26 protein-coding genes and 1 pseudogene are annotated in these 24,769 nt (G+C 71.8%); 10 read left to right on the top strand and 17 right to left on the bottom strand.

Annotation, left to right across the window (positions count from 1 at the left end; translation table 11 throughout):
- Positions 1-8: 8 nt before the first annotated feature.
- Positions 9-1,007 carry a zinc-binding dehydrogenase gene (locus BM362_RS28695; protein ID WP_232791970.1) on the bottom strand — a complete coding sequence of 333 codons (999 nt, stop codon included), beginning with the start codon at positions 1,005-1,007 and terminating at the stop codon, positions 9-11.
- A gap of 373 nt (positions 1,008-1,380) precedes the next feature.
- Between BM362_RS28695 and BM362_RS47670 the strand changes: the two genes are divergently transcribed.
- Together BM362_RS47670 and BM362_RS28690 are read left to right on the top strand one after the other, a co-directional pair.
- A complete protein-coding gene (locus tag BM362_RS47670) occupies positions 1,381-1,545 on the top strand; it encodes a hypothetical protein (RefSeq protein ID WP_167545474.1) in 165 nt (54 codons plus the stop codon).
- 211 nt (positions 1,546-1,756) lie between these two features.
- A complete protein-coding gene (locus BM362_RS28690) occupies positions 1,757-2,476 on the top strand; it encodes a DUF2249 domain-containing protein (RefSeq protein WP_208865366.1) in 720 nt (239 codons plus the stop codon).
- 104 nt (positions 2,477-2,580) lie between these two features.
- Here BM362_RS28690 and BM362_RS28685 read toward each other — a convergent pair whose 3' ends face one another.
- The 4 genes and pseudogenes from BM362_RS28685 to BM362_RS28670 all read right to left on the bottom strand — a co-directional run bounded on the left by BM362_RS28685 (position 2,581) and on the right by BM362_RS28670 (position 6,089).
- Positions 2,581-3,273, bottom strand: coding sequence for a helix-turn-helix transcriptional regulator (locus BM362_RS28685; protein ID WP_093575230.1), 693 nt, complete (start codon positions 3,271-3,273; stop codon positions 2,581-2,583).
- Positions 3,274-3,466: 193 nt separating this feature from the next.
- Positions 3,467-3,754, bottom strand: a pseudogene (locus BM362_RS28680) (indolepyruvate ferredoxin oxidoreductase subunit alpha); the annotation flags it as partial.
- Between the two features lie 58 nt (positions 3,755-3,812).
- A complete protein-coding gene (locus BM362_RS28675) occupies positions 3,813-5,126 on the bottom strand; it encodes an FAD-binding oxidoreductase (protein ID WP_093575229.1) in 1,314 nt (437 codons plus the stop codon).
- A 72-nt stretch (positions 5,127-5,198) separates the two neighbouring features.
- On the bottom strand, positions 5,199-6,089 hold the full coding sequence (locus BM362_RS28670) for a LysR family transcriptional regulator (protein WP_202505834.1): 891 nt from the start codon (positions 6,087-6,089) through the stop codon (positions 5,199-5,201).
- A 92-nt stretch (positions 6,090-6,181) separates the two neighbouring features.
- Between BM362_RS28670 and BM362_RS28665 the strand changes: the two genes are divergently transcribed.
- Entirely contained in the window at positions 6,182-7,180 is a 999-nt protein-coding gene (locus tag BM362_RS28665; protein WP_093575228.1) for a DMT family transporter, read from the top strand.
- On the opposite strand, the gene BM362_RS28660 is transcribed toward BM362_RS28665, so the two are convergent.
- Positions 7,105-8,229, bottom strand: coding sequence for a hypothetical protein (locus tag BM362_RS28660; protein ID WP_167545473.1), 1,125 nt, complete (start codon positions 8,227-8,229; stop codon positions 7,105-7,107). The genes BM362_RS28665 and BM362_RS28660 overlap by 76 nt on opposite strands.
- Positions 8,220-9,047, bottom strand: a complete 828-nt coding sequence (locus tag BM362_RS28655; protein WP_093575227.1) for an alpha/beta fold hydrolase — start codon at positions 9,045-9,047, stop codon at positions 8,220-8,222. The genes BM362_RS28660 and BM362_RS28655 overlap by 10 nt, the downstream gene beginning before the upstream one ends.
- Before the next feature lie 96 nt (positions 9,048-9,143).
- On the opposite strand from BM362_RS28655, the gene BM362_RS28650 reads away from it, so the two are divergent.
- The 4 genes from BM362_RS28650 (at position 9,144) to BM362_RS28635 (ending at position 12,666) form a co-directional block, all read left to right on the top strand.
- Positions 9,144-9,515 carry a winged helix-turn-helix transcriptional regulator gene (locus BM362_RS28650; protein ID WP_067592731.1) on the top strand — a complete coding sequence of 124 codons (372 nt, stop codon included), beginning with the start codon at positions 9,144-9,146 and terminating at the stop codon, positions 9,513-9,515.
- 240 nt (positions 9,516-9,755) lie between these two features.
- Positions 9,756-10,964 carry a putative lipid II flippase FtsW gene (gene ftsW / locus BM362_RS28645; protein WP_067592734.1) on the top strand — a complete coding sequence of 403 codons (1,209 nt, stop codon included), beginning with the start codon at positions 9,756-9,758 and terminating at the stop codon, positions 10,962-10,964.
- Positions 10,961-11,347 (top strand): hypothetical protein, encoded by a 387-nt coding sequence (locus BM362_RS28640; RefSeq protein ID WP_067592737.1) that lies wholly within the window; start codon positions 10,961-10,963, stop codon positions 11,345-11,347. The genes ftsW and BM362_RS28640 overlap by 4 nt, the downstream gene beginning before the upstream one ends.
- Positions 11,348-11,475: 128 nt before the next feature.
- Entirely contained in the window at positions 11,476-12,666 is a 1,191-nt protein-coding gene (locus tag BM362_RS28635; RefSeq protein WP_093575226.1) for a phosphatase PAP2 family protein, read from the top strand.
- Here the strand turns inward: BM362_RS28635 and BM362_RS28630 are convergent.
- The 3 genes from BM362_RS28630 to BM362_RS28620 all read right to left on the bottom strand — a co-directional run bounded on the left by BM362_RS28630 (position 12,578) and on the right by BM362_RS28620 (position 14,422).
- Positions 12,578-13,222 carry a phosphate signaling complex PhoU family protein gene (locus tag BM362_RS28630; protein ID WP_067592743.1) on the bottom strand — a complete coding sequence of 215 codons (645 nt, stop codon included), beginning with the start codon at positions 13,220-13,222 and terminating at the stop codon, positions 12,578-12,580. The two genes, BM362_RS28635 and BM362_RS28630, sit on opposite strands and share 89 nt — an antisense overlap.
- An 11-nt stretch (positions 13,223-13,233) precedes the next feature.
- Positions 13,234-13,590: a hypothetical protein gene (locus BM362_RS28625; protein ID WP_093575225.1), complete on the bottom strand. Its 357-nt coding sequence runs from the start codon at positions 13,588-13,590 to the stop codon at positions 13,234-13,236.
- Between the two features lie 88 nt (positions 13,591-13,678).
- Positions 13,679-14,422, bottom strand: a complete 744-nt coding sequence (locus BM362_RS28620) for a dienelactone hydrolase family protein (RefSeq protein WP_067592751.1) — start codon at positions 14,420-14,422, stop codon at positions 13,679-13,681.
- Positions 14,423-14,611: 189 nt separating this feature from the next.
- On the opposite strand from BM362_RS28620, the gene BM362_RS28615 reads away from it, so the two are divergent.
- Positions 14,612-17,251 (top strand): glycoside hydrolase family 3 protein, encoded by a 2,640-nt coding sequence (locus tag BM362_RS28615; protein WP_093575224.1) that lies wholly within the window; start codon positions 14,612-14,614, stop codon positions 17,249-17,251.
- Here the strand turns inward: BM362_RS28615 and BM362_RS28610 are convergent.
- Positions 17,241-17,924 carry an FMN-dependent NADH-azoreductase gene (locus tag BM362_RS28610; RefSeq protein ID WP_244287314.1) on the bottom strand — a complete coding sequence of 228 codons (684 nt, stop codon included), beginning with the start codon at positions 17,922-17,924 and terminating at the stop codon, positions 17,241-17,243. The genes BM362_RS28615 and BM362_RS28610 overlap by 11 nt on opposite strands.
- A gap of 72 nt (positions 17,925-17,996) precedes the next feature.
- Here BM362_RS28610 and BM362_RS28605 point away from each other — a divergent pair, with 72 nt between their 5' ends.
- Both BM362_RS28605 and BM362_RS28600 read left to right on the top strand, forming a co-directional pair.
- The gene (locus BM362_RS28605) at positions 17,997-18,854 is read left to right on the top strand and encodes a sigma-70 family RNA polymerase sigma factor (RefSeq protein ID WP_093575223.1); all 858 of its coding nucleotides are present in this window, start codon (positions 17,997-17,999) and stop codon (positions 18,852-18,854) included.
- A 105-nt stretch (positions 18,855-18,959) separates the two neighbouring features.
- Entirely contained in the window at positions 18,960-19,232 is a 273-nt protein-coding gene (locus BM362_RS28600; RefSeq protein WP_093575222.1) for a hypothetical protein, read from the top strand.
- Between the two features lie 765 nt (positions 19,233-19,997).
- Here BM362_RS28600 and BM362_RS28590 read toward each other — a convergent pair.
- From BM362_RS28590 to BM362_RS28565, 6 genes are all read right to left on the bottom strand, one after another.
- Complete coding sequence (locus BM362_RS28590) at positions 19,998-20,684, bottom strand: GntR family transcriptional regulator (protein ID WP_161269560.1); 687 nt, start codon at positions 20,682-20,684, stop codon at positions 19,998-20,000.
- Positions 20,685-20,747: 63 nt separating this feature from the next.
- Complete coding sequence (gene fgd, locus BM362_RS28585; RefSeq protein ID WP_067592760.1) at positions 20,748-21,746, bottom strand: glucose-6-phosphate dehydrogenase (coenzyme-F420); 999 nt, start codon at positions 21,744-21,746, stop codon at positions 20,748-20,750.
- A complete protein-coding gene (locus BM362_RS28580) occupies positions 21,743-22,453 on the bottom strand; it encodes a GntR family transcriptional regulator (protein WP_093575220.1) in 711 nt (236 codons plus the stop codon). Before BM362_RS28580 ends, fgd begins: the two co-directional genes overlap by 4 nt.
- Positions 22,446-23,171 (bottom strand): isochorismatase family protein, encoded by a 726-nt coding sequence (locus BM362_RS28575; RefSeq protein ID WP_167545472.1) that lies wholly within the window; start codon positions 23,169-23,171, stop codon positions 22,446-22,448. The genes BM362_RS28580 and BM362_RS28575 overlap by 8 nt, the downstream gene beginning before the upstream one ends.
- The gene (locus BM362_RS28570; protein WP_093575218.1) at positions 23,168-23,923 is read right to left on the bottom strand and encodes an ABC transporter permease; all 756 of its coding nucleotides are present in this window, start codon (positions 23,921-23,923) and stop codon (positions 23,168-23,170) included. The genes BM362_RS28575 and BM362_RS28570 overlap by 4 nt, the downstream gene beginning before the upstream one ends.
- Entirely contained in the window at positions 23,920-24,768 is an 849-nt protein-coding gene (locus tag BM362_RS28565) for an ABC transporter permease (protein ID WP_093575217.1), read from the bottom strand. Before BM362_RS28565 ends, BM362_RS28570 begins: the two co-directional genes overlap by 4 nt.
- Position 24,769 lies beyond the last annotated feature (1 nt).

The following is a 24,769-nucleotide window of genomic DNA, read 5'->3' as shown; positions in this document are numbered from 1 at the left end:
AGGCCGGGTCAGCCGATCGCGACCACCAGCTTGCCGAACTGGTCCCCCGACGCCAGTTCGGCCAGCGCGCGAGGCCCGTCGGCCAGGTCGTAGACCTCGTGCACCACCGACCGCACACGGTGTTCCGTCACCAGCGCGACCATCTGCGAGAACTCCCGCGCGCTGCCCATCGACGTGCCCAGCAGGCTGATCTGCCGGAAGAAAAGATCGCGCAGCGACAGCTCGACATCCGGGCCGGCGGTCGCGCCGAGCGTCACCATCCGGCCGCCGGAGCGGAGTACGGAGAGACAGGCGTCGAAGGTCGCCGAGCCGATGCTGTCCACGACCAGGTCCACCGGCTCGCCGAGTTCGGCGGCCCAGTCGCCGCCGCTGCCGATCGCACGGTCGGCGCCCAGTTCCGTTGCCCTCGCGAGCTTTTCGGGGCTGCGCGAAGTGACGCTGACCGTCGCGCCGACGGCTTTCGCCATGGCGAGGGCGAACGTCGCGACTCCGCTGCCGATGCCCGGCAGCAGCACGTGTTCCCCTGCGGCGAGGCCGCCGCGAGTGAACAGCGCCCGGTACGCGGTGAGCGCGGCCAACGGGAGCGCGGCGGCTTCGGTCCAGCTCAGGTGCGCCGGTTTCGGCACGACGTTGCCCGCCGGAACGACGACGTACTCGGCCAGCGTGCCGTTCGCCGGCACCCCGAGAATGGCGGGAACCTCCGGCACCGCGCCCGGCTCGGCCCAGTCGAGGGACGGGTTGACGACGACCTCGGCACCGACCTCGACGGCGGCGTCCGCTCCCGCCGCTGCGACCACTCCGGCACCGTCCGAGCCCAGCACCGTCCAGGGGTCGGCCGGACCGCGACTGTCCACGATGAACAGGTCCCGGTGGTTCAGCCCGGCCGCCTTCAGCCGGACCAGCACTTCGCCCGGGCCGGGCCGCGGGGCCGGAACCTCCGCGACCCGCACCCCGCCGACTCCCGCCGTGCCTTCGTGAACCACTGCCCGCATCGCTTTTGTTGTCACGTCCGCGAACCTAACAGCCGCGCCGGTCCCTTGCCGACCTGGCGCGAATCCCGTCACAGCAGGGAATTTTCCGCTCCGGGACACCGTCACGCCGTCCGATCTTTTTCACTAATCTAATTGTATATATGACTCCTCGCCCCGCCGCCGCGGCCTCGTTCGCCGCAGGCGGGGGGGCGTCCGCGGTCATCGCCCCGCGGCCGACCCGCATGGCGCGCGAGCGGTCGCGTAACTCGTCCCGGCCGGCCTCGGGATCGGAAAGGCATTGCTCTCCCCGGCACTGCCTGCCCGCCGGCTGGTCGTCGCTCAGGACGCGGCTGGGAATCTCGGAAATGCGGCCGTGCCAGGCGGAACACTTTCCGCGACGATCCCCGCGATGGGCGGCGGCGCGATTCTGATCGTCGGCTCGGCGCTGTTGGTTCTCGCAGTGCGCGACAGCTCGCCGGACGGTCGCGGACGTGGAGCGCGACACGGCTTTCAGGCACTCGTCGTGCTGCTCGTCAGCATCCCGGCGGGCTCGTCCTCGCGCGGACTGGCCTGACCCGAGTCCGACGCCACGCGCGCCAGCTTGCTCTTTTGCACTATTACTATCGTAACTACTCTTTCCGAAAGGTTCCCAGCACCGACCCCGCGTTCCGCGCCGAATCCGGCCGAGTACCGGGACAAAGCCGCCGTGGTCACGGAACCTCCAGCTCGATGGCAGCTCCCGCGAGGAGGCCAACGCCCGGCTGATCGAGTTCGCGTCGGGCCGGTTGACCGAGTACCTGTCCGCCGACCGCGTCCTCAACACGACCGCCGCCGGCACCCCCGCTACGCGCCTGCAGGTCCGCGCCCTGCGGCGGATCCAGGACGCCGTGCTTCGCACCGTCGAGGAACTGCGGGAATCCGACACCTCGGCCCAGGTCAGCCACGCCGCGCAGGCATTGGACGTGCTCCTCGGCGCCTGTCTGGACACCGAACCCAGCGTCCTGCCGCCCGCGCGGTGCCGACGTCCCGTCCTGGTCAACGACCTCCGCACGCTCCTCGACAGCGGCGAATTGGACCGCGCGGAAGTCCTCGACGTCCGCCCAATCCCGCACGGCACCCGGCATCCGCGCATTTTCGGCCGCTCCGCGCGGCTCGCCCCCGGGGAATCGTTCGTGCTCGTCAACAACCACGATCCGAAGCCGCTGCGCCGCGAGTTCACCGCCGCGCACGGCGAGGATTTCACCTGGGAGTACGTGGAATCCGGGCGGAGAAGTGGCGGGCCCGGATCGGCCGCGCCGCAGTCCCGGCCTGACCCCGATACCGCGGCGGCTAGCCGCCCCGCCCCGGCCGCCGCGGACCGGCTTGCCGTGCAGCAGGAACGCTCACACAGCCACTGCACTTCGCGGGGGAACTCCGTCGGGCACCGCAAATCAGCGCCGCCGCGCCTGATCCGGCCGCCGGAAACGCTGCCCCACCACCGCGTTCCGCGGACGAAACTCCGCTAGACGCCGCGAATCCGCGCCCTCGCGCCGATCCGGCACGGCACCGCGAAAATCCCGATCGGACCGGCAAGCGGCGAGCATGGCCGCCAGGGCCACGAAAACGACCGTCAGCGGCGGCGGTTGCCAGTCCGCCTCAAGTGCGCCAAACACAACGACGGCTCGACAAACGCCTCCAGCCGCTCCGCCGTCAACGGTGCGCGCACCTCGTCCAGCACCCCGCGCATCAGCCCGAGATGCAGGCCGCACACCACATCCCGGCGTTCCTCCGCGATCTCGCGGAAGGGGCAGTGCCGCACCCGGATGACCGGCCGCTCCGGAGAACCGGACGGATCCGGGGCGAATCCGGCGTCGCTCAGCACAGTGGACAGTCGGCGGATCCCCTCGGCCTCGTCGACGCACCGGGTCGGCGGCGGGCGGTCGGTCAGGTACCGCCCCCACGCTTCTCCGGCGGATTCCGCGGCTTTCCCGGGCTCGGCCACGTTTTCCGCGATCAAGCCGGTCAGCATTTCCGCGAGCAGCCGGTAGCTTCGCCGTCCCTCGGCGACTTCCTCGGCGATCGCGACGTAGACCGTCCGCGGGCGGCCGGGGCGGGTGCGGTCTTCCGCGCGACGTTCGGCGAGGCCGGATTCGACGAGGCCGTCCAGGTGGAATCGCGCGGTGTTGGCATGCAAGCCGACCTGCCCGGCGACGTCCCGCACCGCGACCGGGCCGCCCGCCGACCGCAGCGCGGCCAGCACGCGGGCCCGGCTTTCGCCCAGCGCGCGGGAGGCCGGCGGATCGGTCAGCGTCTGCTCGCTCATGCCGGCCAGTTTAACCGAGCCGGATGAGGTTTTCTCCGCAGTGCGCTGCGCGGCGGGTTCGCGGCGCGACCCCGCTCCGGTGGAAGTACGTGCGGGCCAATCTGATTCCCTCAGGGTGGCCCTCACGCACTTCGGCATCGCGCGACGGGCCCCCGGCTGGGGCACACTGCCGCTGCGCGGGAATGTCCGGCCGCGGCTGCTCGGCGACCAGCGGCGTGTCCACCCCGAGGTCGCCGAGTTTCGCCGCGCCGGCGGGAGTGTCGAGGGGCGCGTCGCGGCGGGGCAGGGTTTCGCTGAAGAACCGGGCGTTGTCCTCGGCGTGGATCCGCCAGCGGTCCGGGAGGTCGTCCTCGTAATAGATCGCCTCGACCGGGCACACCGGTTCGCACGCGCCGCAGTCGTCCGGATGAATGCAGAGCGAGCGTTCGCCGACGTAGATGCAGTCCACCGGGCATTCGTCCACGCACGGCTCCGCGATCACCTACGCCACGGCCCGCCTCCTTCCGCCGTCTTTTTCACCAATGTACTCGGCAAAAAGGTCATCCCAGCGGAATGGCGCGGAAAACCCCATCCGGGTCGTAGCGGTGTTTGATGTCCCGCAACCGTCCGGTGTTGCGGCCGAAAGGGTCCGCCTCGGGGACATCCGGCCCCAGCAGGTTCGCGTACGCGCCGGGCAAGGCATGGGGCACCAGCGCCGCCGAGGTGGTCTCCGCCCAGGCTCGGTCGTCGTTGCCCTCCCCCAGTCCGAGGATCTCGACCATCAGATGGTCCTCCCGCAGCGGAAACGCCGTCGCCGTGGCCGAAACCCGTGCGGCCGAGCCGTGGAAGTGGTGGATCGACAGGCCGGACAACGGCGAGGTCCGGGTTTCCGCGGCCGAAGCCAGCACCGACACGGCCTCCGGAGTGAACGACGGAAGCGACCGCGTGCGGATGGCGACCGAGCGGCCGCTGGGGAACATCGCGTCCCGGCGGGCGATCTCCGCCGCGTAAGACGAGACGGTCTCGATTTGTGAAGCGAGAGGGTGCCCGACGCGGGCGAGGAAGCCGTCGGGATCAGCGGGGCCGCACCAGGTCGGCCAGACCAGCACGCACAGCGAACCGCCGGCGCCGGCGAGTACACCGGTCTGCACGGTGAGTTCGTCCGGCGCGTCGGCCTGGATTTCGGCTACCGCAGCGAAAACCCGGGCCGCCTCCGACGCCGGATACCAGGCCGGGCCAGTCGTGATCGGCCGTGCCTCGTGCAGGCGCACGCCGAGCGCGGTCACCACGCCGAAATTCCCGCCGCCGCCCCGCAGCGCCCACCACAGGTCCGGCAGCCGGGCAGCGTTGGCGAGCACGACCTCGCCGTCCGCGAGGACGATCTCGGCACCGAGCAGATTGTCCGCGGCGAGCCCGTATTCGCCCAGGAACGGACCGTATCCGCCGCCGAGCGCGAGCCCGGCGAACCCGACCGTGCCGATCGTCCCGACCGCGGCGGTCAGGCCGTGCGCCTCCGCTCCCGCAAGCACAGCGTTGGCCCGGGCGCCGCCGCCGACCACCGCGGCGCGCCGCCCGGAATCGACCGCGACCCGGTTCAGCGGACGCAGATCGAGCGTGATCCCGCCGTCCGCGATCGCGCGTCCGGCCCAGTCGTGCCCGCCGCTGCGCACCGACAGCGGCAAACCCAGCTCGCGCGCGGCACGCACCGAAGCCTGGACATCCGCCGTGCTCCGGCATTCGACCACCACCGCCGGACGCGCGAGGACGGCGGCGTTCCAGACCGCCGCCGCCGACGCGTACTGGGGGCCGGACGTGTGCACCTGCCCGGCAGGCAGTCGAGCCCGCAACGCGCGGGCGGCATCCTCGGCAGTCATGGGCGGCTCCCCTGCTCGTCGATTCCGACTCTAGGGCCGAACCAGCCGGAAAAGGCAGCCGCGCAACAAGATTCAGTGATTCAGATAAGCCGCCGATGCCTCGCCGAGCGCCTCCAGCGCCGCCCGCACCCCGCCGTGCGCCTCTTCCCCGGATCGGCACGCGGCGATGATCGTGCGGTTCAGGACCGGCCGCGTCGCGAGCATCCGGACGCCGTCCGGCACCGGTCCGCGGGCGAGCCGCGGGACGAGCGCGGCTCCGACGTTGCCGGCGACGAGCGCCAGCTGCGTCACGTAACTCCCGATGGTGCAACTGATCCGCGGCTCCAGGTCCTGCGAACGGAGCACGTGCACGAGCCATTCGTAGCAGCCGGAACGGCCGGTCCAGCTGATCCACGACACGTCGTCCACCTCGGAGAGATCGACCGTGCGGCGGTGCGCGAGCCGGTGCCCGGCGGGCAGCGCGAGATCGGCGACGTCGGAGAACAGCGTGACCTGCGTGATCCCCGCGGGCACCACGGTCGGCCGGTCGGCCCAGCTTTCGAACACCGCCACGTCGAGGTCCCCGGCGAGCACCTTCGGCAACGTCTGTTCGGCTTCGCCCTCGCCCAGCGTCACGTTCAGCCGCGGGTGTTGTTCGGTGAGCACGGCGAGCGCGGGCGGCAGCAGGGCGTGCACGCACGTCGCGATCGACCCGATCCGCAACGGCCCGAAGACGTCCTCGCGCAGCCGTTCGAGATCCGTGCGCGCTTCGGCCAGCTGAGCCAGCACGCGTTCGGCATGCCCGACCAGCACCTGCCCGGCGCGCGTGAGCCGCACAGTCCGCCCGCGCGGCTCCAACAGCGCAAGCCCCGCTTCCCGTTCCAGTTTCGCCAGTTGCTGCGACACCCCGGACGGCGTGACGTGCAGCGCAGCCGCCGCGCGAGCGACCGAGCCGTGCTGCGCGACCGCGTGCAGGGCGCGCATCCGATCCACACTGAACACGGTAGTGATGCTACCGGATTTCCCGCAGGAACATTCACTTGTCCTTGATAGTTAGCGCCCCCACCATTGAGGGCATGACCAGCGAATCCGCCCCGTTGCCCGCCGCCGGCCCGATCGCCGCGCTCACCGGCCGCGCCGACCCCCGGCTGCTGGCCGCGGCGGGCTGCCTCTGCATCGCGCTGACCTCGGTGCTCATCAAGGTTTCCGGGGCCAGCGGGGCGACCAGCGCGTTCTGGCGCTGCGCCCTCGCGCTGCCGCTGCTCGCGATCCTGGCCTTCAGCGAGGCGCGGCGGACCCGCGTGCGCGCGAAGATCCTGCTGCCGTTGCTGGCCGGGCTCGGCCTCGGTCTCGACTTCGTCCTGTGGGGCGAGGCGATTCCGCGCGTCGGCGCGGGCGTCGCGACCATGCTGCTTTCGGTACAGGTGGTGATCGTGCCGCTGCTGGCGTTCGTCTTCCTCAAGGAGCGGCCGGACCCGCGGTTCAAGTTCGTCGCGCCGACGCTCGTCGGGGGCATCGTGCTCGCCGGCGGCGTGTTCGGTTCGTCGATGACCGGCTCGAACCCGGTGCTGGGCATGGTTTTCGCGCTCGCCGCCGGAGCGGGCTACTCGGGGTACCTGCTGTTGCTCCGGCTCAGCAGCACCCCGGCGACGCAGGTCCGCTCGCTGTCGCTGGCCACCGTGTCGGCGGGCTTCGTCTCCGTCGTGCTCGGACTGCCGTCCGGCCGCCTCGACCTGGCGCCGAGCCTGCCCTCGCTCGGCTGGTTCGCCGCACTGGCCCTCGTCGGCCAGGTCATCGGGTGGCTGCTGATCGCCGGGGCGCTGCCCCGGCTGGCGGCCTCGACCGGCGCGACGATGATGCTGCTGCAGCCGGTCGGCGCGGTCGCCTTCGGCGTCCTGCTGCTGAGCGAACGGCCGGGCGCGCTGCAGCTCGCCGGCTGCGTGATCGTGCTCGGCGCGGTGTGCTTCGCCGGCCGCGGCGCGGGGAAGAAGCCCGCGGTTCAGCCGTCGGCCAAGCTCAGCCCGGCCGCGTCGAGCAGCCCGCGCGCGATATCCCTGAACTCGTCGCGGCGATGATCGACCAGGCCGTCCCCGCCGAGCAGGTCCGCGGCCAGCTCGCCGACCGGCCAGCAGACCAGCGTGCCGTGCCGCCCGAGCAGCAGCCCGACCTCCCGGATCCGGTACAGGTCGGCGACGTCGAGCCAGGCGTACAGCAGGATCTGCCACAGCCAGCGCCCGGCCCGGTCCGGATCGCCGGCGGTCAGCACGGTCTTCACGTCCAGCAGCGTGCCCTCGGCGATCCCCGCTTCGGGGTCGAGCTTCCCGAGCAGGAGGTCGCCGTCCGCCCAGCCGGGCACGATGGTCGGCCCGGCGATCCCGAGCGGGCAGCCTTCCGGCGGAGTACCGCCGAGCCGCCGCAGTTCCCACAGCGCACCGTTGTCGTGCAAGCGTTTCGCGAGTTCCGCCAACTCGGTCACCTGTGCGTCGGCGGGCAGCGCGCGCAGCTCCGCGATCGTGCCGCCGCCGTCGACGACCCGGGCGAGCCGGGGGTCGATGCGGCCGGAGCGGTAGATGTCCTCGCACGCCGACAGCACCCAGTTCGTCCGTGCCAGTCCGGCTTCCGCGCCCGGTCCGCCGAGCGCGCCGGGCGGAGCGTGGCGCGCCTGGTAGCGGCGAGCCCGTCCCAGCAATTCGCCCCACAGCTCCTCGGCGCCCGGGATCGCCCCGTCGTCCGGCAGCCCGTCGCCGAGGTCGAGCCAGGTCGCCGCCGCCGGGCGGATGCCGAGCGCCCGCGCCCGGTACTCCGGCGGAAGCTCGTCGTGCGTCGGGTACCCGGCGGCTTGCGCGTGCGCCCACGGGCCGCTGCCCCACTGCGCCCGCACCATGCCGAGCAGCGCGTAGTACGGCGGCGCGGGCTGCACGAGGTCCGCGATCCGCTGGCCGAACGCACCGCCGATCTCGGCCCAGTGCTGCCGCGGCGGCCGCGCGAGCGCCGGGCGGATCGGGCGGACGCCGTTCGTCGCCTCCTCGATCCGGCGCGCGGCCGCGGTCGTGCCGGTGAAGACCCGGGCGCACCAGCGCGCGAGCTTCCCGCGCGGGTCAGCCAGCTCGGACGTCAACGACACCCGGCCAGTATCTCCCGGGACAGGAACGGCAGCAGGAGATCGAGGAACTCGCGCGGACGGTCCAGCGGGATCAGGTGCCCGCAGTCCGGCAGCACGTGGCCGGTCAGGTCGTCGGCGATCGGGCGCAGTTGCCGCTCCAGCGCGTCGCCCACGGGGTTCGCGCCGATCGCCATCGTCGGGACGGTCAGCCGCTTCTCCGCCGCTTCGGTCAGCTGCCGGGCGCTTTCCGGCATCGCCCGGTAGTACTCGAAGGCGCAACGGAGCGTGTCGGTGCCGGTATACGCCCCGGCGAAGGCCGCTTGGATCTCCTCCGGAACGCCGCGGCCGAGCGTGCCCTGGTCGAGGAACCAGCCGACGTACTCCGCCTCGTGTCCGTTGAGGACAGTCTCGGCCAGTCCCGGCACCGCGTGGAAGCCGAACCACCACGGCGGGCTGGCCGGGAACCCCCAGGGCAGCGACTCCATCAGCACCAGGCGGCGTACTCGCTCCGGCTGCCGCAACGCCAGCAGCAACGCACTCGACACCGCCAGATCGATGGCCACCACCTCGGCGTCCGGCTCCTCCAGCACGTCGAGCAGGCCCGCGATGTCCGCGGCGATCGTCCCAGCGTCGAAGCCGGTCTCCGGACGGCTGCTCGCGCCCAGCCCGCGAAGGTCCGGCGCGAGCACCCGGTACCGCTCGGCGAGCGTCGGGACGACCTTGCTCCACAGCTGCCAGGTGTGCGGGAATCCGTGCAGCAGCACCAGCGCCGGACCGCTCCCGGCGACGGCGATGGCCAGCCGGACCCCGTTCGCTTCGACCTGCCGCACCGCGTTCATCGGACCTCCCGTGGTTACCATTGGTTACCAGCACACGGTAGGTAACTCCAGGGGTGCCGCCAAGACGGCACTTTCCAGACAGGTGGTGAGCCCGAGGTGACCCCCTCCGCCCGCGGCGATCTGTTCGACCCGGCCTGCCCGACGCGGCGGCTGCTCGACCGGATAGGGACGAAGTGGACCTCGATGACGGTCAAGATCCTCGCCGAGGCCGCGCCGGACGAGGTGCGGTTCGCCGATCTTCGCCGCCGCATCCCCGGGGTGTCGCAGAAAATGCTCTCGGTGACGCTGCAAAGCCTCGTCCGGGACGGCCTCGTCACGCGGCGGGTCGAGGACACGGTGCCGCCGCGGGTGCATTACCGGCTCACCGGCCTGGGCACGTCGCTGGAATCCGCGCTCGCGGTATTGCGCACCTGGGCGGAAGAGCACATGGCCGAGGTCGACGAGGCCAATCAGAAATCCGAGCGGTAATTTCCGCGCTCGGGATCTCCCGGCGGCGGCCAGGCTGCCCGGTGCGCGGGTTCCGCCCGGCAGGCGACGCCGCCCGCGAGGCAACCCGGTGAGACCTGCCCGCCCAGGCCGGAGCGGCGGGCCCGTCGTCTGTGACATCTCACCCGAGCACCTGCGACGCCGCCGCGCCGCCGAGAAAATCCCGCGCACGGGCGAGTCGGTCAGCCACCGCGAAGCGAAAACAGCACACACTCTTCCCCTGTGGAGTCGCCAACCGAACGGGACAGCAAACCCGCACGGCACGCAATCGGGCAGTTCTTCGCGCATCCGCTCGCGTCGTTCCGGATCATCGTCGCGATTTGGGCGCTGCTGACGCTGCTCGGCGCGGTGATGGCGCTGTCGTCCTCGGCCGCCGCGGCCGACCCGGCCGCCGGAACCGGGGTGTACCAAGCCTTTTTCCGGCATTTGACGTTCGTCGCACTCGGCTCGGCCGCCTTCGTGCTCGGCCTGCGCATCCCGTTTTCCCGGCTGCGCAAGGCCGCCACCCCGGCCCTCGCCGCCGCTGTCGTGCTGCTGCTTCTGGTGCTGACCCCGCTGGGTTCCGACCACGGCGGCGCGCAACGCTGGCTGCCGGCCGGGCCGTTCACCTTGCAGCCAGTGGAAATCGCGAAGGTCGCCCTCGTGTTCTGGGGCGCGCATCTGCTGGTGTCGAAACAGAAGGTGCTGCACCATTGGCGGCATCTGCTGGTGCCGCTGATCCCGGTGACGCTCGCGTTGTGCGCGCTGCTGCTGGCCCAGCCGAATCTCAGCGGCACGGTCACGCTCGCGCTGATCACCTTGGGCCTGCTGTGGTTCGCCGACGCGCCGAAGCGGTTGTTCGCCGCCGTTCTCGCCGGCGGGGTCGCCGGAATCGTCGTGCTCGCCCCCTTCGCCAGTTATCGTCTCGCGCGCATCCTTTCTTTTCTTTCGCCGAATCCCGACGCGAGCGGCAACGGCTACCAGGCGCAGCAGGCGCAGTACGCCCTCGCCGACGGCGGGTGGTTCGGAGTCGGGCTCGGCCGCGGCGCGGCGAAGTGGAGCTACCTCCCGGACGTCCAGAACGACTTCGTCTTCGCGCTCGTCGGCGAGGAACTCGGGTTCGCCGGCTGTCTCGTGGTGCTGGGGCTGTTCGGCTGCCTCGCGGTGATCGGCCTGCGCACCGCGGCGCGGGTCGCCGATCCGTGGGTGCGGCTGGTCGCCGGGGCGACCACCCTGCTGCTGGTGGCGCAGGCGCTGATCAACATCGGCTACGTGGCGGGCGCACTGCCGGTGACCGGAGTGACGCTGCCGCTGGTGTCCGCGGGCGGGACGTCGCTCGTGGTCACCATGCTGCAGTTCGGCATCCTCGCCCAGGCCGCGCGGGAGGAACCGGCCGCGCGGACGTTCCTCGCCGGGCTGCGGAGGACGGGCTCCGGTACAGTCCCAGCGTGATCAAGAAGGCACTCTCCGCTACCTGCGCCGCTGTCGCGCTCGCCGGCCTGGCCGCGTGCTCCAACCCGACCGGCAAGTCGTGGGCGATCACCTACGAGGTCACCTCCGACCAGCAGACCACGGCCACCGGCGTCACCTACGGCGAGTCCGGCAACCGCTACGAGGACAAGGTCGCGGCGCACCAGCTCACCGGCCCGCTCGGGCTGCCGTGGAAACAGGACGTCGTGGTCAGCGCCGGACAGGACGCCTCGGTCACCGCCACGCCCTCGACCGCCGCGACGCTGCGCTGCCGGATCCTGCTGGACAAGACGAAGGAACTCGCCAAGGCGAGCGCTCCCGGCCCCGGCAAGCCGGTGACCTGCAAGCACACCACCGACTCCTGACCCGTTCCGGCGAGTCCCCGCGGACTCGCGGGGCGTCGCGGACTCCTCTCCGCCGCTCGGTACGCTCGTGACCTTCGGGTGAACGCGAGATGGCCGCCAGGCGAACCGGCGGACCGGAGAGGGGTTGTATGGCGACCACGGCCGGAGCGTCCAGCAGCGAGACGTACGACGCGATCACCCATTTCGGCCTGGCGATGCCGGGCTGGGTGCAGTCTCTCGTGCTGGCGTACACGCACTACGGCCTGGTCCTCGTGGCCCCGTTCTTCGCCTGGCTCTGGTGGCGGGCCCGCGGGACCGGCTCGCCCGAGCGGATGGCCGCGGCGCTGCTCGTCCCGGCGGCCACAGTGGTCGCCTACGTGCTCAGCGAGATCATCAAAGCGTTCGTCCACGAGCAGCGGCCCTGCCGTGGACTCCCGCCGGAGGCGATCGTCGGCGCCTGCCCGCCGCCGGGCGACTGGTCGTTCCCGAGCAACCACTCCACCATCGCGGCCGCCGTCGCACTCGGCGGGGCTTTCGCTTGGCGCAAGAGCGCGCCGTGGCTCACGGCCTTCGCGGCGACGATGGGCTTCTCGCGGGTGTTCGTGGGCGCGCACTATCCGCACGACGTGCTGATCGGGCTCGCACTCGGGGCCGGAATGGCGTTGCTGTCGCAGCGGTACGCGCTGGGTCCGGCTGCCGGGCTCGTGCGGCGGTTCGCGGGGAAGGTGCCGTTCGGGCTGCTGGGTGCCGCGCCGGGAGGGGCGGCGGCTACGACTGTGCTTGCCCCGGCCGAGGAGAAGCCGCGGCGGCCTCGCGGAGCCGCGCCGGTTCGCGCCGAGGACGCGCCCGCCGGTTCTCTGCCGCCGCGTGGGCCGCGGCCGGTTCGTCCCGCCGACTCAGCGCCTCGGGACGCCAGCGGCCGCCCGGTCCGTCCGCGGAACCCGCAGCCGGACGGCCGGGCCGCAGGCGGTCCGCCGCCGCGGAGGCAGAGTTCGCAACCGCTCCCCACCGCCGAGCCTCAGCCCCGTCCGGCACGCCCGCGGCAGAATTCGCAGCCGATGCGCACCGCGGAACCCCAGCCCCGTCCCGCCGACGCGCCGCCGCCGAACCCGGGCCGTCCGCCCGCGCAGCCGCCAGCCCGTCCGGCGCGCTCCCCGCAGCCGCGTCCGGCCGGTCCGCCGCAAGGCCGCACCGCGGGTTCGCCGTCGCCGCGTCCGTCGAACCAGGCGCAGGCCGGTCCGCCGCCGGAGGTCAGCCCGGGAGATCGCCCGTCGCGGCGAACTCCAGGCGCTTCGCGACCGACACCGCCTGGTCGGCGAAACGCTCGTAGAAACGCGTGAGCAGGCTCAGCGCGACCGCGATCCGCTGGTCCTGCGTCCAGCCCGAAGCGGTCACAGTCGCCATCACGCGGGCGTGCAGCTCGTCCACGCGCTCGTCGGCGCGGCTCAGTTCGGCATAGCCGCCGCGGGCCTCTCCGTGCACGAGGTCGGCGAGCCGTTCCGCCATCGCCGAGGTGACCTCGCCGAGTTCGGCGAACACCGGCTCGAGGTCGGCGGGAACGGTCGGCTCCGGGTGGCCGCGGCGCGCGGTGCCCGCGATGTGCGCGGCGAGGTCGCCCATCCGCTCAAGCTTCTCCGCGCAGTACACCGCGGCCAGCACGGCGCGCAGGTCGCCGGCCACCGGGGCTTGCAGGGCGAGCAGCGAATACGCCTCGTCCTCGCAGGTGGCGCGCTCGTCGTCGAGATCGGCGTCGCCGCTGAGCACCTGCTCGGCCAGCGGCAGGTCCATGGTCAGCAGCGCCCGGGTGGCCCGGCGCATCGCCTCCGCCGCCGCCTCGGCCATCGCCGCCAGACGCCCGTCGAGCTGTTTCAGGTCGTCCTGGAAGCCTTCGCGCATGTCGGGCGACTTTACCGGCGGCCGGCGAACAGCCCAGCGCCGGCCAGCGGCCAGGCCTGTCCGGGCTCGGCCAGCTCGTAGCTGTGGCTGCCCTCGTGCCCGCCGGGCACCCGGCAGAAAACGCCGTCGTCGGACTCCGCACCGCAGCACGCGCGGGTCTCCAGCACGCGGCGGCCGGGCCACCAGCGCAGCCACATCAGCGGCTCCTCGCCGCGTCCGCCGACCGGGGTCGCGTGCTCGTGGCCGTGCCCGGCCTCCAGCTCGCAGAACAGCTCGGGCTCCGTCCCACGGACCGCGACGCTCCGCAGGACCGAGCGCTCGCGCCCGGTCAGCTCCACCGGTTCGCGGCACAGCGCACCTTCGGCCATGCGGCCAGCGTAAACGGCCGCCGCCGATTCCGCGCGCAGGGCCCGGCCGCGAGCGCGTCCCGCGTGCCGACCCCCGGGTTTTCGCAGGTCAGCGCACCCGCTCCAGGAGCGCGAACAGGTTCTCCCAGTGCCGCTTCTCGGCCTCCTCGTGATACGCGGCCGTGTCCGACATGGTGTAACCGTGGCCCGCGCCCTCGTAGACCTCCGACCGGTAGGTCACCCCGGCCTCGTCGAGGGCGTCTTCCAGCGTCCTGATCTGCTCGGCGGTGGCCGACGGGTCCTGGTCGGCGTGCCCGAAGTACACCTCGCCGGTGATCGAGCCGACCCGCAGGTGCGGGCTGTCCGGCTGGTCGGTCGCGAGACGTCCGCCGTGGAACGACGCGATCGCCTTGACCCGGTCCGGGAACGCCTCGATCACGCGCAGCGCGTTCGTGCCGCCCATGCAGTAGCCGGTGATCACGACCGGGCCTTCGGCGACGCCGTCCTGCGCGGCGAACCAGTCGAGGTACTTCTCCGCGTCGCGGGTCATCGCCTCGGTGTCCAGGGCCTCGATCAGCGGCATCAGCTTGCCGAAGACCTCGCCGCGCCGCTCCGGGTCCTCCAGCGCGGCGAAGTCCACCAGCGGCGTCCGGCCGCCGCGGTAGAGCAGGTTCGGCGCCAGCACGGCGTAGCCCCGCTCGGCGACGCGGTCGGCCATCTCCTCGATCCGCGGCCGCAGCCCGAACGCGTCCGGGAAGAGCAGCACCCCGGGATGCGGCCCGCCGTCCGGCACGGCCAAGTACGCGTCCGCGGTCCCGTCAGCGGCCGGAACGTCTGGCTTTTCCTTGCGCATCCGCTTTGTCCTCCCGTGAATTCAGTGCGTAGGAGATCAATCTATCCCCGTCCCCGCACCGGTCGGATGTCGTGTTTCTTGTCCGGTTAATGGACTGAACCACTGCGGTCGGCGGATTGACGGAGTCCGGTTTGCCCGGTCAGGATCACCGGGCCCGCTCCGGGCCGCCCTCCGCAGAACGGACTGTCGATGGCCAGACCTCCACGTTCCCCGCGCGCCCGGAACCGGGTCGCGCTCGCCGCGCTCGTCCTGCTTGGCGGGCTCGTCCCCGCCCAAGCCGCTCAGGCCGCCGCTCCCCCGCGCCAGCCGGAGATCGGCCGTCCCGCGCTCGACCGGAACGGTTGCGCCCGCGTCGAAAACTCGCTGCCCACGCTGCCGGACTGGCCGAAGGTGCGCAGCGCGATGCCGAAGAACCCGGCCGACGAACGGCGGATCACACAGCTCGTCTCCGGCATGTCGCTGGAGGAGAAAGTCGGGCAGATGACCCAGCCCGAGATCGCCGCGATCACGCCGGCCGAGGTGACCCGGTACTCGATCGGGTCGGTGCTCAACGGCGGCGGCTCGTGGCCGGGCGGGAACAAGCACGCCGGCCAGCAGGACTGGCTGAAGCTCGCGGATTCCTATTGGGACGCGGCCAGGGCCACGAGGACAAAGATTCCGGTGATTTGGGGCATAGATGCCGTGCACGGGAACAACAATGTGTACGGCTCCACTGTGTTCCCGCAGAACATCGCGCTCGGCGCGGCGCACGACCCGTGCCTGGTGCGCGATGTCGAGAACTCCACCGCACGGCAGATCCGGGCGACCGGCCAGGACTGGGCCTTCGCGCCGACTCTCGCCGTCGTGCAGGACGACCGCTGGGGCCGCACCTACGAAGGCTTCTCCGAGGACCCGCGCATCACCCGCGCCTACGGCTACGAGGCCATGAACGGTCTGCAAGCCGGCGCGCGGCTGCGCATCGGGCCGAACGGCGTGATCGGCACCGCCAAGCACTTCATCGGCGACGGCGGCACGACCGACGGCCAGGACCAGGGCGTCAACGCCTCGTCCGAAGCGGACCTGATCAACCTGCACGGCCAGGGGTATTACGGCGCGCTCGCCGCGGGCGCGCAGACGGTCATGGCGTCGTTCAACAGCTGGACCAACCCGGACCTCGGCATCAACGAGGGCAAGATCCACGGCAGCGACAAGGTCCTCGACCAGATCCTCAAGGGCAAGATGGGCTTCGACGGACTGGTCGTGTCGGACTGGAACGGCATCGGCCAGGTGACCGGCTGCACCAACTCCAGCTGCCCGCGCGCGATCAACGCGGGCATCGACGTCGTGATGGTCCCCAACGACTGGAAAGCCTTCATCGCCAACACGGTCGCGCAGGTGCGCGGCGGCGAGATCCCGATGTCCCGGATCGACGACGCGGTCACCCGGATCCTGCGGGTCAAGATGCGTGCCGGGCTGTTCGAGGAGCGCAAACCTTCGCAGCGTTGGTACGCCGGTTCGCCGGACGCGCTGACGGCCAAGGCACTCGCGCGCGAAGCGGTGCGCAGGTCGCAGACCCTGCTGAAGAACAACGGCAACGTGCTTCCCCTGGCGCGCAAGGCGAAGGTGCTCGTGGTCGGCAAGAGCGCGGACAGCATCTCGAACCAGACCGGCGGCTGGACGCTGACCTGGCAGGGCACCGGGAACACCAACGCGGACTTCCCCGGCGCGACCTCGATCCTCGCCGGGCTCAAGGAGGATCTCGCCAACGTCACCTTCGACCCCACTGGCACCGCCGATCCGAAGGGTTACGACGCCGTCGTCGCAGTTGTCGGCGAGACTCCGTACGCCGAAGGCGTCGGCGATCTGCAACGTAAGAGCCTCGAAGCCGCGAAGCTGTATCCGGAAGACCTTGCGCTGCTGGACAAAGTGAGCGGCAAGGGAACTCCGGTGGTGACGGTGTACGTCAGCGGCCGCCCGCTGTACGTCAACAAGGAACTCAACCGTTCCGACGCGTTCGTCGCCGCTTGGCTGCCCGGCACCGAAGGCGGCGGCGTCGCCGACATGCTGGTGCGCGGCAAGGACCACGGCGGATACCGCGGCAAGCTGTCCTATTCGTGGCCGAAGAGCGCCTGCCAGACGCCGCTCAACCCGTGGAGTCCCGGCTACGACCCGCTGTTCAAGCTCGGCTACGGGCTCACCTCGAACCAGCGGACCACCGTCGGCGAACTCGACGAGGCCGAAGGCCCGGCCCGCTGCGGGGCGACCGACGGAGGCGGTACCGCCACCGAGGACCTGCCGATCTACGACCGCACGGACGTCGCGCCGTACAAGAGCTTCATCGGCTCGGCGTCGAACTGGGGCGGCACCGAAATCGGCCCGGACGGCACCGCTTCGCATCCGGAGATCACCGTGGCGCCGGCCGACGTCAACGTCCAGGGCGACGGCCTGAAAGCGACGTGGACCGGCACCGGCGCGGCACAGCTGTACTCGCAGCACCCCGGCGGCACTGACGACCTGCGCGGATACCCCAACGCCGACGGCGCGCTCGAGTTCGACGTGATCGTGCATTCGCCGCCGGCGAACCGGACGGTCGTGAGCCTGCACTGCGTCTACCCGTGCTCGTCGGAGGTCAACGCGACGAAGCTGTTCGGCGACCTGCCCGCCGGGCAGAAGTCGACGGTCAAGATCCCGTTGTCCTGCTTCGCGAGCGGGCTGGACTTCGAAAGCATCGACACGCCGTTCCTCGTCTACACCGACGGCCCGTTCTCCGCGTCGTTCGCGAACGTGCGGTGGTCGCCCGGCGGCGCGAAGGATCCGGACGCGCGGAAGTGCTCCGACCTCACCGGATAGCCCGCGCCAGCTCGACGACCCGGGACCTGGCCGCCTCGCGCGACGCGGCGGCCAGGTCCCCGAGCCCGTCCAGCGCCGGGACGTCGCCGACCCGGGTGAACTCCTGGGACACGAACGTCAGCCGCTCCACGCCTTTGTCGCCGAGATAGGCGCGCAGATACGACTCCTGGAACTCGAACGTCTCGCGCGGCGTGCCGGGGCCGTATCCGCCGCCGCGGGCGTTGACGATCACGAAGTCCTTGTCCGCCAGCAGTTTCCGGCCAGTCGCCGGGTCGGCGAAGACGCCCGGAAAGCTGATCCGGTCGATCCACGCCTTGAGCGTCGCGGGCACGCCGAAGTTGTACATCGGCACCCCGAGCAGCACGGCGCGGGCTTCCCGCACCTCGTTCACCAGCGGCCGGGTCAGGTCCCACTCGCGCTGTTCGTCGTCGTCCGCGATCAGCGCCGCGATGTCGTCCAGCGACAGCGCCCCCTTGCGTTCCACCCGGCGGCCGAGCCGCGCGTACGCCTCGCGCAGCGGCGGCACCGGTTCGGCGGACACGTCGCGGTGCCGCACGGTCCCGCCGCCTCTCCGCCACTCGTCGGCGAACAGCGTGCCCAGCTGCCTGCTTGCCGACGCCTCGCGATCGGCGCTCGAATCGACGTGCAGCAGAGGCGCTAGCATGACAGTCATCCGGTTCCTCTTCTCGTCCTTGGTCCTCGGGCCGGCACTCCCATGACGGATCGAGACGGGAAAAGGTGACCGATGGACGACGCACTCGCGCGGCGCTTCGAGGACGAACGCCCGCGGCTGCACGCGCTGGCCTACCGCATGCTGGGTTCCGCGGCCGAGGCCGAGGACGTCGTGCAGGAATCGTGGCTGCGGCTGAATCGCACGTCCGGCGTCGACAACCTCGGCGGCTGGCTCACGACTGCGGTGTCCCGGCTCTGCCTGGACGCCCTGCGCGCCCGCCGCGAAACGCCGGTCTCCGCGGTACCCGACGCCGCCGGCGGCGCTGTTCCCGAGGACGAGATCCTGCTGGCCGGCGAGGTCGGCCGCGCGCTGCTGGTGGTCCTGGACCGGCTGGCCCCGCCCGAACGAGTGGCATTCGTGCTGCACGACCTGTTCGCGGTGCCGTTCGACGCGGTCGGCCCGATCCTCGACCGGACGCCCGCGACCGCCAAGAAACTCGCCAGCCGCGCGCGGTCGCGGGTACGCGGGGAACCGGCCGTGCCGGTCGCGGAACTGGCTGAGCACCGGGAAGTGGTGACGGCGTTCTTGTCGGCGGCCCGCGGCGGGGACATGGCGACGTTGCTAACCGTGCTGGCTCCGGATGTCGTCCGGCACACCGATCCGGCGATGCTGCCGCCCGGGGCTGCTGCGGTGTTGCGCGGGGCGGACGAGGTCGCGCAGGGGACGAAACTGTTCGCGGGGAACGCGCGGCTGGCCGAACTCGCGCTGGTCGACGGGGATGCCGGGCTGGTGCTCGCTCCGGCCGGACGGCTGGCGGGGGTGCTCAGGATCGAGGTTCGCGGGGGGTTGCTCCAGGCGTATGAGGTAGTGGTGAGCGCCGAGCGGCTGGCGAGGACGGAGATCGCGACGCTTTCCCACGGTGACGTATAGGACGTTATACATCTTGGCCGGCCGTCGGAGGTCTCGGCGAACTGGGCGCTGTGCGCGACGAGTTCGTCGCCGCGGGGAAGGCCTGCGTCACGCGCGATCACCGGCGTGCGCAACTCCCACGGGTACGTGGTCCAGCACCTGATCGACCGGGTGCCCACGGTCTCCGACCTTCTCGGCATCACCCGGCAGGCAGCTTCGAAGCACCTTTTCGAACTGGAGCGGCCCGGCTGCGCCCCACGGGGTGTCGGACCCCGCCGGCAGCCGAGTCGGCGCGCCCAGCTCACCGACCGCGGTTGGCGGCTCGTCGACGACAGCCGCCGGATCCGACAGCAACTGGACGAGCGGCTGGCAAGGACGCTGCCGAAGCGACCCGGCTAGCTCTGGCTACAGGTGGAACCGCGGATGTGACCGCGCGTCGCCCTGCCAAGCGAATAAGCAAGCACGCTCGCGAACTCCTCCGGCATACGACACTGGCGATCAGCAGCGCACCAGGACACTTAAGCTGGCGTCTCGGGCGCGGTGCGATGTGCGCCTGCCCCAGGCCAGGGCCGGCACGAAAGGCTTGCCCGTCCGTGAAGGACGCGGCATTCCCCGAGAGGGCTCTCGCCGGTGTCCCGCTGCCGCTCCCGGCGGCCGCTGACCCTGGCCAGCGAAGTGCCGCCGGGCGGGATCTGATGGCAAAGCAGCCGCTCCGGCAAAACGCCACGAGTCATCGCCGCGGATCAGCGGCGCCCTCGTCGCGGCAATGCATCGCGCGATAGCGACCGGGAGCGTGCCCGGCGACCTGGTTGAAGGCGCGGGCGAACGCGAATTCCGCCTCGTAACCGACCTTCCGGGCGATCTGCCGCGGGGGCGTTGGCTCTCGCGCAGCAGGCGGGCGGCCACGGTCATCCGCCAGATGCCGAGGCACTCCATCGGGGTGTGCCCGGTCGTCGACGTGAACCGGCGGCCGAACCGGGCACGCGGGACGGCGACGGCGTGCGCGAGCGCCTCCACGGTCCAGGGTCTTCCGGGGTCGTCGTGCACGAGCGCGAGCGCGGGACCGACCGCGGGGTCGTGGAGCGCGCCAGCTGGTCTGGCTGGCCGAGGACCGCGTCCTGCCGGGACAGGCCCCGCGGAGGGCCGCCACTACTCCGCGGTCGCTCAGCCGGGCTTGAGTTCGGCGAGCAGAGCCGTGCACACGGTGTCGAGGTGGGACTTGATCCACCGGCGCGCACCGGGAAGATCCTTCGCCACGACGAGATCGACCAGGCCGCGGTGGCGGTGGTCGTGGTCGCGCACCCGCAGGCCCAGCAGGTCGCGCCCGACGCTGCTGCGCAGCTGCTCGATCAGGTCGACCAGCACCGGGTTCTCGTCCGCGGCGTAGAGCAGCCGGTAGAAGGCCACCCGTTCGGTGAGGAAATCGCCGGTCCGCCCGGGGTCGTCGAGCCGGTCGGCGAGTTCGGCCAGTTGCCGCGCGCGCTGCGGGGTCAGGGATTTGATCGCGAGTTTGATGGCCTGGCTTTCGAGCAGCGAGCGGATCGCGAAGGTCTCCCGGACCTTGGCCGCGCTCAGCATCGTGACCATCGCGCCGCGGTGCGGCACGACCGTGACCAGACCTTCGGCCTCCAGCTGCATCAGCGCGCTGCGGACGGGAATCCGGGAGACGCCGATCGTCTCGGCGATCGCCTCCTGCCGGAGCTTCTCGCCCGGCGCGAGGGCGCCGGAGAGGATCGCCTCCCGGAGGATGGTGTAGACCAGCTCGCCGACGGACTTGTAGCCGCCCGACAAGCGGTCCACGATATCGTTCAGCGACGGGGCGGGCAGCCGCGCGGCGGCGGGACGGGTCACGTCGAGCAGCGTAACCGGCGGGATCCTGGATCCGAAACCCGGAGCCGGCGCGGGCACTGCCGTTCAGCCGAGTTCGCGCAGCCGCGGCACGACGTCCTCGGTGAACTGGGCGAGGAAACGGTCCTGGTCGTGCCCGGGACCGTGGAACACCAGGTGGTCGAACCCGGCGTCGAGATAGGGTTTGATCCCGGCGAGGGCCTCGTCCGGGCCGGAGGCCACGATCCAGCGCCGGGCGACCTGATCGAGCGGCAGCTCGTCGGCCAGCCGCTCCATCTCCGCCGCGGACCCGACAGTGTGCTTCTGCTCCGCGCTGAGCGAAAGAGGCGCCCAGAACCGGGTGCTTTCCAGCGCCGCGGCGGGATCGCGGTCGTAGGCGAGCTTGATTTCGATGGTGCGGCCGACCGTCGCCGGATCCTTGCCCGCACCGGCCGCGCCCTCGGCCACCGCGGGCATCAGCTTGCCGGTGTAGAGTTCCATGCCCTTGCCCGAGGTGCAGATGAACCCGTCGCCCTCGCGGCCGGCGTACTTGGCGACCACCGGGCCGCCGGCCGCGATGTACACCGGGACGGGGGTGCCGGGCCGGTCGTAGATCTTCGCGCCGACGAGCGTGTAGTACTCCCCCTCGAACGAGACCTCGTCCTCGGTCCAGAGCGCCCGCATCAGGCGGACGGCCTCGCGCAGGCGCGCGAACCGCTCCTTGAACCCGGGCCACTGCCTGCCGGACACCGCGATCTCGTTGAGCGCTTCGCCCGTGCCCACGCCGAGGACGACGCGGTTCCCGGTGAGCAGGGCGAGCGTCGCGAAGGTCTGCGCCATGACCGCCGGGTGGTAGCGGAAGGTCGGGGTGGTCACGCTGGTGCCGATCAGGACCCGGCGGGTGCGCTCGCCGACGGCCGCCATCCAGGTCAGCGCCGAGGGCGCGTGCCCGCCCCGGTGGCGCCACGGGAGGAAATGGTCGGACACCCACACGCTGTCGAGCCCCAGTTCCTCCGCGCGGACCGCGTACTCGACGAGGTCGCGCGGGCCGAACTGCTCCGCCGATGCCTTGTAGCCGATTTTCACTTTTGCCTGCTCCCTCTCGTCGTTTCCCGCGGCGGCAGTGCCGTCGCGACCATGCCGTCGCGGACCTGGATCAGGTGCTCGCGCAGCATCCGTTCGGCCGTGTCCACGTCGTCCCGGCGCACCGCCTGCGCGAGCGCCTCGTGGCTGAAGTCCGTGACGACCAAGCGGATGCCGAGCCGGTGCCGTCCCAGCGAGACCCGCAGCTGTTCGATGACCCCGATGGTCACGGGATTCCCTCCGGCGTCGTAGAGACGCCGGTAGAAGGCGATTCGTTCGTCGAGGAAATCCGCGCCCTCGTGAGCCTGGTCAAGCCGCCGGGCCTCGGCCACCAGCGCGGTTTTTTCCCCGGGCGAAAGGGATTTCGCCGCCGCGCGCAACGCGTGGGTCTCCAGCAGCAGGCGCAGGCGGTAGATCTCGTGGATCCGTTCCGCGGTGAGCGTGCGCACCGTGGCGCCGCGGTGCGGCTGCACGGTGACCAGCCCTTCGGCCTCCAGTCGCATCAGTGCGGTGCGCACCGGGATCCGCGAGACGCCGATGTGCCGGGACAGCTCCTCCTGGCGAAGGTGTTCTCCAGGCTCGAAGACCCCGTTGAGGATGCTCTGGCGCAGCACCTGAAGCACCGTCTCCCCCACCGTCCGGTACTGGCCGCGCATGCGCTGGGCCAGCTCCTCCAGGGCCGCCGAGGACCCGCCGGGCAGCTCAGTCATCGGCCGGGGCCCCGCCGTGGACGGACTGCAGGGCTTCGCCCGCTCGCGCCGCGGTCGTCACGTCCGCGTATTTCTGGTCGAGGTCGAACAGCGTCATCGCGTGCGAGGCATCGAAGCGGTCGAAGCAGGCGTCCCCGGCGACGGTCACCCGGTAGTTGGCGGAGAAGGCGTCGACCACGGTCGCGCGGACGCACCCGCTGGTCGAGCCGCCGCACACGACCAGCGAGTCGACGCCGAGATCGACGAGGAACGAGGCCAGCGGCGTGCCGTGGAAGACGCTCGGCTTCGTCTTGCGCACGACGATCTCGCCCGGTCGCGGGGCGATCGGCGCGACGATGTCGTGGCCGCCCGCGCGGCCGGGATCCGAGTCCTCGTCCCGCCGGCTGTTCTTGTCCCGCCAGCGGCCGGACAGGACCGGGTTGCCGCCGGTGTCCAGTCCTGCCGAATACAGCACGGGCACCTCCAGCGTCCTGGCGAGCGCGAGCAGGCCGGCGATCCGGTCGACGGCGTCCCAGGCGGCTTCGCCGCAGCTGTTGCGCCAGCGGCGGATCGAATCGAGCAGGGGCTCGCGCTTCTCGCCGCAGAAGTTGGTGGTCACGTCGATGACGAGAAGCGCGGGACGCCGGCCGAGGCCCTGGCGGCGGCCGAGCCCGGCCAGCTCCCGCACCCGGTGGTCCCGCGCGGTGAGGTACCGGTCCCACGGCTGCGGCGCGGTCACGAGGTCCACCTGGTCATCCGGTCCTCCACGAAGTTGAGCAGCAGGTAGAACACGATCGACAAGGCGATGATCACCAGGACGATCGCGTACAGCCGGGCGATGTCGAAGGTCTGGGACGCGGTCGTGACGAGCTTTCCGACGCCGACGATGCCGATCAGGATCTCCGCGCTGACCGTGCCCTTGATGCCTTGCACCACGCCGATCCGGACACCGGCCACCAGCGGCGCCGCCGCCGCGGGCAGCCGCACGTGGCGGGCGACCGCGCTGGGCCCGGCGCCGAAGGACGCGGCCATCTCGACCAGCTCGCGCGGCGACTGCTTCAGCGCGCTGGTCCAGGTGAGGGCCACCGGTGACACCGCGAACGCGACCGTCGTGACCACGCGGGTCAGTTCGCCGTTGCCCCACAGGAAGGTGAACAGCGGGACGAGCGCGATGTGCGGCACCGACAGGAAACCGGTGACGTAGGGCATCAGCGACCGCTCCGCGACGTCCCCGGCCGCCATCAGGCCCGCGGCGGCACCCGCGAGCACGAAGGTGACCAGCAGGCCGAGCAGCAGCGTCACGGCGGTCGTGCCGAGCACGGAGAGCGCGCCGGAGGTCACGAGCGCCCACACCTGCGTCAGCACCGCGGGCAGTTCCGGCAGCCACTGCGGCCGCACCGTGACCGCCACGATCTGCCAGGCGGCGAGCACGGCCACCCCGCTGGCCACGTCGGCCCGGATGCCGGGGAATCTCCTGGACCGGGCCTTCATCGCCGCTCACCCCGCATCCGGCGGATCAGCCACCGTTCCCCGGCCTGGCTCAGGCTCACCAGCAGCACCCCTTCGGCGATGATCACCAGGGTCACGGCGTAGAGCGAGGGACCGGCGAACGAGGACTTGTAGTCCAGCAGCAGCCCGCCGAGGCCGACCGGCACCAGGGTCAGTTCGACGACGACCATCCCGGAGATCGCCCGGCCGAGGCCGATCCGCAGCGCGGTGAACAGGTGCGGGGCCGCCGCCGGGAGGATCACGCCGGTCCAGAGCTGCCGGTTCGTGGCGCCGAAGCCGCGGGCCATCTCGATCAGGTGCGGGTCGAGGACCCGGACCGCGGCGCGCGCGTTCATCGCGATGACCGGCAGCGCGAACAGCACGACCACCGCGACCCGCGCGGTGAAGGTCAGTCCCAGCGCGACGATCACCACCGGCACGGTCGCGATGATCGGCACGACCATCGCGACGTCGAGCCAGTAGGAGAGCGCGCGGTCCGCCGTTCGCCGCCGTCCCACGAGGAATCCGATGGCCAGGCCGAAGACCGCCGAGAGGGGGTAGCCGACGAGCAGGGAGGTGTTGCTCGACCAGAGCGCGGGGGCGAGCACTCCCGACGAGGCCAGCTCCGGCAGTTGCGCGAGGGTCTGGGTCATCGACGGCACGAAGACGCCGCCGCTGGTCGCGCCGTACCACTGCCATCCGCCCAGCGCGACGGCCAGGATCGCGAGCCGGAAGGTCCAGACGAGCACGCGCGGACGCGTCGCCCGCCGCCGGGCCGGTTCGGCCGGCGGGGTCGCGGGGGTCCGTTCCCGGTCCAGCACCGCCGGCGTGCGCGGTGACGACACCATG

Origin of the sequence: Amycolatopsis rubida (assembly GCF_900115345.1) — a bacterium.
GTDB classification, from domain to species: domain Bacteria; phylum Actinomycetota; class Actinomycetes; order Mycobacteriales; family Pseudonocardiaceae; genus Amycolatopsis; species Amycolatopsis rubida.
Note: the sequence above shows the minus strand (reverse complement) of the source record. Positions and strands in the feature narration are given on the sequence as shown.

Coding starts and splice junctions, on each gene's coding strand:
- BM362_RS47670 (WP_167545474.1), top strand. CDS start 1,381: ATGGGCGGCGGCGCGATTCTGATCGTCGGCTCGGCGCTGTTGGTTCTC.
- BM362_RS28685 (WP_093575230.1), bottom strand. CDS start 3,273: ATGAGCGAGCAGACGCTGACCGATCCGCCGGCCTCCCGCGCGCTGGGC.
- BM362_RS28675 (WP_093575229.1), bottom strand. CDS start 5,126: ATGACTGCCGAGGATGCCGCCCGCGCGTTGCGGGCTCGACTGCCTGCC.
- BM362_RS28670 (WP_202505834.1), bottom strand. CDS start 6,089: ATGCGCGCCCTGCACGCGGTCGCGCAGCACGGCTCGGTCGCTCGCGCG.
- BM362_RS28665 (WP_093575228.1), top strand. CDS start 6,182: ATGACCAGCGAATCCGCCCCGTTGCCCGCCGCCGGCCCGATCGCCGCG.
- BM362_RS28655 (WP_093575227.1), bottom strand. CDS start 9,047: ATGAACGCGGTGCGGCAGGTCGAAGCGAACGGGGTCCGGCTGGCCATC.
- BM362_RS28635 (WP_093575226.1), top strand. CDS start 11,476: ATGGCGACCACGGCCGGAGCGTCCAGCAGCGAGACGTACGACGCGATC.
- BM362_RS28630 (WP_067592743.1), bottom strand. CDS start 13,222: ATGCGCGAAGGCTTCCAGGACGACCTGAAACAGCTCGACGGGCGTCTG.
- BM362_RS28625 (WP_093575225.1), bottom strand. CDS start 13,590: ATGGCCGAAGGTGCGCTGTGCCGCGAACCGGTGGAGCTGACCGGGCGC.
- BM362_RS28620 (WP_067592751.1), bottom strand. CDS start 14,422: ATGCGCAAGGAAAAGCCAGACGTTCCGGCCGCTGACGGGACCGCGGAC.
- BM362_RS28615 (WP_093575224.1), top strand. CDS start 14,612: ATGGCCAGACCTCCACGTTCCCCGCGCGCCCGGAACCGGGTCGCGCTC.
- BM362_RS28610 (WP_244287314.1), bottom strand. CDS start 17,924: ATGACTGTCATGCTAGCGCCTCTGCTGCACGTCGATTCGAGCGCCGAT.
- BM362_RS28605 (WP_093575223.1), top strand. CDS start 17,997: ATGGACGACGCACTCGCGCGGCGCTTCGAGGACGAACGCCCGCGGCTG.
- BM362_RS28580 (WP_093575220.1), bottom strand. CDS start 22,453: ATGACTGAGCTGCCCGGCGGGTCCTCGGCGGCCCTGGAGGAGCTGGCC.
- BM362_RS28570 (WP_093575218.1), bottom strand. CDS start 23,923: ATGAAGGCCCGGTCCAGGAGATTCCCCGGCATCCGGGCCGACGTGGCC.
- BM362_RS28565 (WP_093575217.1), bottom strand. CDS start 24,768: ATGGTGTCGTCACCGCGCACGCCGGCGGTGCTGGACCGGGAACGGACC.